Raw genomic sequence first — 6521 nt, 5'->3', positions numbered from 1 at the left:
GCCTGCCATGACCGCCCTCTCTCAGCGAATTTGCAGAACTCTCAGCACACTACCAGCCCGTTTGCCGGGAGAAGATGCCGGCAGGCAGGCGAGGGCAGCGCTGCGATCAACAAATGACGCGGCAGTTCACGCCGCCAGCAGCGACTTCAGCTTGACCGCCTGCGAGCCGAGCGCTTCCGGCGCCGGCTTCGCCCGTTTGGCGATCAGCATCTCCGCCAGGCGGATGTCGCGCGCCACCGCATTGCCGGGGCCGATGCCGCTTGCGGCGACCAGCCGGCCGTCCTGCGCCAAATGGAACAGGATGAAGGCGCCGTCGTCGAGGTCGCGCCGCACGATGCTCTTGCCCTCGTCCGAAAGCCCGGCGATCTGCAAAGTGAGCCCGTACTGATCCGACCAGAACCACGGCACGGCGGCATGCGCCTCATCGGCGCCCAACATGTTCCTGGCGGCCAAAGCGCCCTGTTCCTGCGCGTTGCGCCAGGCTTCCAGCCGTACCCGCCTTCCGCCATAGATCGCGAGCGGAAACGAGCAGCAATCACCGGCGGCGAAGATATCCGGGTCGGCGGTGCGCAAATGCTCGTCGACGGCGATGCCATTGTCGATCGCTAGCCCCGCCTCGGCGGCGAGCGCGGTCACCGGCACGGCGCCGATGCCGATCACCACGAGGTCGGCGACGATCCTCTGTCCGCCGGCCAGCGTGATGGCGACGTCCTTGCCGTCATCGGCAATTGCCGCGATCCCCTGGCCGGTGTGGATCGCGACGCCCTCGGCCTCATGCGCCTTGTGGATGATTTCGGCGATCTCGGCCGGCACGCCGCGCATCAGGATGCGCGGCTGCGCCTCGATGACGGTGACCGTGGCGCCGAGCTTGCGCGCCGAGGCGGCAAGCTCCAGCCCGATGAACCCACCGCCGATGACGGCGACGCGCTTTTCCGCGCTGAGATGGGCACGGATAGTAAGCGCGTCGTTGAAGGTCCTGAGATAGACGCAGCGCGGCCCCAGCCCCGGCATCGGCAGCTGGCGCGGCACGGAGCCGGTGGCCAGCAGCAGCTTGTCGTAGGCAAGCGAAGAGCCGTCCGACAGCTGCACGACATGCGCGGCGCGGTCGATCGCGACGGCCCGGACGGAATGGATGTGCCGGATCGCGCGTTCGGCGAAGAGTTCCTCTGTGGCGATCGCCTTGATGGCGGGAGCCTCGCCGGTCATCGCTTCCTTCGACAGCGGCGGTCGCTCATAGGGCAGATGCGGCTCGTCGCCGACCAGTGTCACCGGCCCATCATAACCGAGATCGCGGAGCGCAAGCGCGGCGCGCCCGCCGCACTCGCCCGCACCGATGATCACCATCCCGGCCATCGCCGTCATCCGACCTGGATCAGGACCTTTCCGGCATCGACCTTGACCGGATAAGTCCTGAGGTTGACGCAAACCGGCGCGCCGCGCGCGTCACCGGTCTTGTAGTTGAAGCGGCCATTGTGCTTGGGGCACTCGATGATGTCGTCCATCACCAGCCCGTCGGCCAGATGCACCTTTTCATGCGTGCACAGGCCGTCGGTGGCGAAATATTCGTCGTCCGGGCTGCGGTAGATGGCGAAGGTGCGTCCGGCATGGTCGAACCGCATCACGTCCTCTTCATCGATATCTCCGGCCGCGCAGGCCTCGACCCAGTCGCTCATCTCGTCCTCGTGAAATTCCTGGTCAGCCTTCGGCAGCTCACTCGGCCGCTGCCGCCACCGGGTTGTCGTTGTGCAGTTCTTCCCGGTAGGGCTTTGCCGTCGGCGGCAGCGCGCGCTTGAGGAAATAGTCCTCGTTGCGCAGCTGGCGCAGGAAGGCAGGGATCATCTCGCGGTAGCCGGCCAGGATCGACGGCGTCGGTGCCGGCAGGTCGTGCTTGATCATTTCGTGCAGCTTCGGCAGCGTGTGATAGGGCACCATCGGGAACATGTGGTGTTCCACATGGTAGTTCATGTTCCAGTAGATGAACCGGCTGATCGGGTTCATCAGCACCGTGCGGCTATTGAGGCGGTGATCGATGACATTGTCGGCGAGTCCGCCATGCTGCAGCAGGCCGGTCATCACGTGATGCCAGGCGCCGTAGAGGCGGGGCAGGCCAACGAGCATCAGCGGCAGCCATGAATGCAGATAAAATGCCAGCGCGATGGTCGCGATGTAGATGGCGAGCCAGATGCGGGCCACGCGGATCGCCTTCGGCTGCTCCTGCTCGGGGATGAAGGTCTTTTCAGCGGGGCTGATGATGCCGGCGGCATTGCGCACCATGTCGGTCATCGCATGCCAGGCGTCGAGAATGCCGAAGAAGTTCAGCACCACGCGCAGCAGGTCCGGTGGGCGCATGACGGCGATCTCCGGGTCGCGGCCGACGATGATGGTGTCGGTGTGGTGGCGCGTATGGCTCCAGCGCCAGGTCACCGGGTTGCGCATGATCATGAAGCAGGCGAGCTGGTAGACGACGTCGTTCATCCACTGCGTGCGGAAGGCCGTGCCGTGGCCGCATTCGTGCCAGCGGGAATCGGTCGAGGAACCGTAGAGCGTGCCGTAGACGAAGAAGAACGGCACGCACCACCAGCTGCCCCAGAACCAGATGCCGCCCGCGGCGCTGACGACGAAAGCGGCCAGCCAGATGATGGTGTCGCGGATCGCCGGCTGGTCGGAGCGCTGCATCAGCTCCTTCATCTGCTTGCGCGGAATCTCGGTGTGGTACCACTCGGCTGCCGCGAGACCGTTCTCGACCGCGAGCCTGGCGTCCCGGCCGGTCAGGCTGTAGTCGCGCGGCGACGCCGCCGAAGACGTGATTGCCGTCATTGGGGTTCCTCCGCCAGCCCTTGGCGAACCGCTGCGATCATGGGGGGCCTACGCCATCGCTGACTTTCGGCTTCAGCATAGCCGCAGGGTCTGATAGTCTCAACATCATGAAGATAGTTTCTATCATTTCCTATCAGAATGAGATATGCTGAGCCGGATATCCGGAGTGGGAACAAGCGAGAAAGCATTCATGGCAAAGCGGCCGACCATCACCGATCTCGCGCGCGTCTCCGGCGTCAGCGTCGCCACCGTCGACCGGGTGCTGAACAGCCGCTTGCCGGTGCGCGAGGAGACGGCGCGCCGGGTCTATGATGCCGCCACCGAGATCGGCTATCACGCCGCCGGGCTGATCAAGCAGCGCATGCGCCAGGAATTGCCGGAATACCGGCTCGGCTTCCTGCTGCTCAGGGGCAATGACGTCTTCTATGGCGATTTCGCCAAGGAGATCGAGTTGGCGGTCGCGCAGTCGCAGCGTTTTCGCGGCGTTGCAACCATCGATTTCGCCGCTTCGCTAACGCCCGATGAGATCGCCGCCCAGATGCGTGGGCTGGCGGCGAAATCCAGGGCCATCGCCGTCGTCGGCCCGGACCATCCGACGCTGACGGCGGTCGTGGAGACAATGAAGGCGAGGGGACAGCCGGTCTTCTCGCTGCTGTCGGATTTTGCCGCCGGCATCCGCGAGGGCTATGTCGGGCTCGACAACCGCAAGGTCGGGCGCAGCGCGGCCTGGATGATCGCCAAGGCCGCCAGGAAGCCGGGCAAGGTCGCGCTCTTTGTCGGCAGCCATCGCTTCCACGGCCATGAATTGCGCGAGATCGGCTTCCGCTCTTTCTTCCGCGAGCACGCGCCCGACTTCACCGTGATGGAGACGCTGGTCAACCTCGAGGCCAATGACGTGACGCATGACGCCATGCTCGACCTCCTGGCCCGCCATCCCGATCTCGCCGGCTGCTATGTCGCCGGCGGCGGCATGGAGGGCGCGGTCTCGGCGCTGAGGACGGCAAAGCCGGCCGAGATGCCGGTCGTCATCTGCAACGAGATCAATGCCGTCTCACGCGCGGCACTTGCCGACAACATCCTCACCATGGTGATCTCGACGCCGCTCGCGGCGCTCTGCCGGGAACTCGTCGGACTGATGGCCCATGCCATTGAAAGCGGCGCGGCCAATGCGCCGGGGCAGACCTTCCTGCCCTTCGACATCTATCTGCCCGAAAACATCTAGGCGCCGAGCTCGATATAGCCGATGTGAAAGAATCCATCAGCTTGATGGATTCTTTCATCGCGGTTCACCCGGGCTCGGGCGCAAATTTAGGTGAATTTGGTCCTCGCACAGCCCATGGTGATCGAAAAACCGGCCGCCCCGGTCGGAATCGCCCTTGACGTTTTCAAAACGAAATGGAATAAATATTTCACCAAATAGGCCTTTTGGTCCTTTCGTTCCGGGACAGATGTTCGAACGAAGGAAGAGGCGTTCCAGTCGAATTGGCGACGCCGCATGGCCGCAGGGAGAGATTCCCCGGGCAAACCGGGGATTCCGGTTCAACAGGTGCAGCCGGACACCAAGTGGAGGAGAAAATGAAGAAACTTCTTTTGGGCGTCGCGCTTTCGGCGCTGATGTGTTCATCTGCCTTCGCCGCCAAGATCGGCGTTTCGATGGCTCTTTTCGACGACAACTTCCTCACCGTGCTGCGCAACGGCATGATCGCGCAGGCCAAGGGCATGGATGGCGTCGAGCTGCAGGTCGAGGACGCGCAGAACGACGTCGCCAAGCAGCTCGACCAGATCAAGAACTTCGCCGCCTCGGGGGTCGACGCCATCATCGTCAACCCGGTCGACACGTCGGCCACGCAGGCGATGTCGGATGCAGCCGCCGCCGCCAAGATCCCGCTGGTCTATGTCAACCGCGAGCCGGTCAACGTCGACAAGCTTCCCGACAACCAGGCCTTCGTCGCCTCGAACGAAGCCGATTCCGGCACGCTCGAGACCGAGGAGGTCTGCCGCCTGTTCAAGGAAGCCGGCAAGAAGGAAGCCAATGTCTATGTGATCATGGGCGAGCTTTCCAACCAGGCCGCGGTGCAGCGCACCAAGGACATCGACGAGGTCATCGCCACGCCGGACTGCAACTTCATCAAGATCATCGACAAGCAGACCTCGAACTGGAAGCGTGACGAGGCGCAGAACCTGATGACCAACTGGCTGTCGTCCGGCAAGGCCTTCGACGGCGTCATCGCCAACAACGACGAAAGCGCCATCGGCGCCATCCAGGCGATGAAGGCCGCCAACATCGACATGAAGTCGGTCGTCGTCGGCGGTGTCGACGCCACCCAGGACGCGCTGGTTGCCATGCAGGCCGGCGATCTCGACGCGACGGTCTTCCAGGACGCCGCCGGCCAGGGCGCCGGGGCGCTCGACGCCGCGCTGAAGCTCGCCAAGGGCGAGAAGGTGGACAAGAAGGTCTACATCCCGTTCCAGCTCGTGACGCCGGCCAACATCGACAAGTTCTTGAAGAAGAACTGAGGCGCCTCGATACGGGGCGGCGCGTCCAATCGAAACAAGCGCGCCGCTCCGCCCTTCCTCCCGCCCGCGCGGGAGGCCGGACAGCTGCGCCCGACGGAGGAAGAAGACGTGTCACAGACATCGCATGGCATTGGCGGGCTGAGCTACGACGCCAAGAAGCGCCCGTGGCCTGCCGAGTTCAACGTGTTCCTGGCGCTGGTCATCCTCGTCGCCGCCTTCGAGCTGGTCGGCCGCGTCTTCCTTGGCGACAGCTTCCTGTTCAACACCCGCGAGAACGTCTCCGGGCTCTTCAACGAGCAGCGCCTGCAGATCATCATCCTGCAGGTCTCGATCGTCGGCATCATCGCCATCGGCGTCACCCAGGTCATCATCTGCGGCGGCATCGACCTGTCCTCGGGCTCGATCGTCGGCGCCACCGCCATGATCGCCATGAGCTTCGCGCAGGTCGCGACCGTCAACGGCAATCCCAATCCCAAGGCGATGTTCATCGATTATGGCTGGACCGACCTGCCGGTCATCGTGCCGCTGCTGGTCGCGATCGGCTGCGGCCTGATCGCCGGCCTGATCAACGGCCTCTTGATCGCCTACACCCGCATCCCGCCCTTCATCGCCACGCTCGGCATGATGGTCACCGCCCGCGGCATCGCCAAATGGTGGTCCAAGGGCCAGCCGATTTCGTTTCCGACCGACAGTTTCGCGGCCATCGGCAAGGGGCTGATGCCGGTCGTCATCTTCATCTCGCTGGCAATCCTGTTCCAGCTCATCCTGACCTACACGAAATACGGCAAGCACTGCTACGCCATCGGCTCCAATGAGGACGCCGCGCGCATGTCGGGCATCAAGATCGCCAACCACAAGGTGCTGGTCTATGCGATCGCCGGCATTCTCGCCTCGATTGCCGCGGTGGTGCTGTCTTCCAAGAACCTCACCGCCCAGGCCGGCATGGGTGTGATGTACGAGCTCGACGCCATCGCCATGGCAGTCATCGGCGGCGTTTCGCTGTCGGGCGGCCGCGGCTCGATCATCGGCACCGTGATCGGCTCGCTGATCTTCGGCGTCATCATTTCCGGCTTCACCTTCCTGCGCCTCGACGCCTATTATCAGGAGATGGTCAAGGGCGTGATCATCGTCGGCGCGGTCGTTCTCGATCAATGGCGCCAGCGCCGCCGCGCGATAGGAGCTTGACC

The 6521-nt window shown here is 64.1% G+C and carries 6 protein-coding genes; 3 read left to right on the top strand and 3 right to left on the bottom strand.

Annotation, left to right across the window (positions count from 1 at the left end; all coding sequences use genetic code 11):
- Positions 1–126: 126 nt before the first annotated feature.
- Genes E5X34_RS21435 through E5X34_RS21425 form a run of 3 tightly spaced genes read right to left on the bottom strand, consistent with a single transcriptional unit; the run spans position 127 to position 2817 of the window.
- Positions 127–1362: an FAD-dependent oxidoreductase gene (locus E5X34_RS21435; RefSeq protein WP_292568651.1), complete on the bottom strand. Its 1236-nt coding sequence runs from the start codon at positions 1360–1362 to the stop codon at positions 127–129.
- Entirely contained in the window at positions 1359–1673 is a 315-nt protein-coding gene (locus E5X34_RS21430; RefSeq protein ID WP_126063309.1) for a MocE family 2Fe-2S type ferredoxin, read from the bottom strand. Before E5X34_RS21430 ends, E5X34_RS21435 begins: the two co-directional genes overlap by 4 nt.
- A 37-nt stretch (positions 1674–1710) precedes the next feature.
- Positions 1711–2817, bottom strand: coding sequence for a fatty acid desaturase family protein (locus E5X34_RS21425; RefSeq protein WP_292568649.1), 1107 nt, complete (start codon positions 2815–2817; stop codon positions 1711–1713).
- Positions 2818–3007: 190 nt separating this feature from the next.
- Here E5X34_RS21425 and E5X34_RS21420 point away from each other — a divergent pair, with 190 nt between their 5' ends.
- From E5X34_RS21420 to E5X34_RS21410, 3 genes are all read left to right on the top strand, one after another.
- Entirely contained in the window at positions 3008–4039 is a 1032-nt protein-coding gene (locus E5X34_RS21420) for a LacI family DNA-binding transcriptional regulator (RefSeq protein ID WP_292568647.1), read from the top strand.
- Between the two features lie 353 nt (positions 4040–4392).
- Positions 4393–5334 (top strand): sugar ABC transporter substrate-binding protein, encoded by a 942-nt coding sequence (locus E5X34_RS21415; RefSeq protein ID WP_292568645.1) that lies wholly within the window; start codon positions 4393–4395, stop codon positions 5332–5334.
- A 108-nt stretch (positions 5335–5442) separates the two neighbouring features.
- Positions 5443–6519 carry an ABC transporter permease gene (locus E5X34_RS21410; RefSeq protein ID WP_042637544.1) on the top strand — a complete coding sequence of 359 codons (1077 nt, stop codon included), beginning with the start codon at positions 5443–5445 and terminating at the stop codon, positions 6517–6519.
- Positions 6520–6521: the final 2 nt, after the last annotated feature.

This window comes from Mesorhizobium sp. (genome assembly GCF_004963255.1).
In the GTDB taxonomy this organism is placed as follows: Bacteria; Pseudomonadota; Alphaproteobacteria; order Rhizobiales; family Rhizobiaceae; genus Mesorhizobium.
The sequence above is the reverse complement of the archived record's forward strand: the minus strand, read 5'-3'. Positions and strand labels throughout refer to the sequence as shown.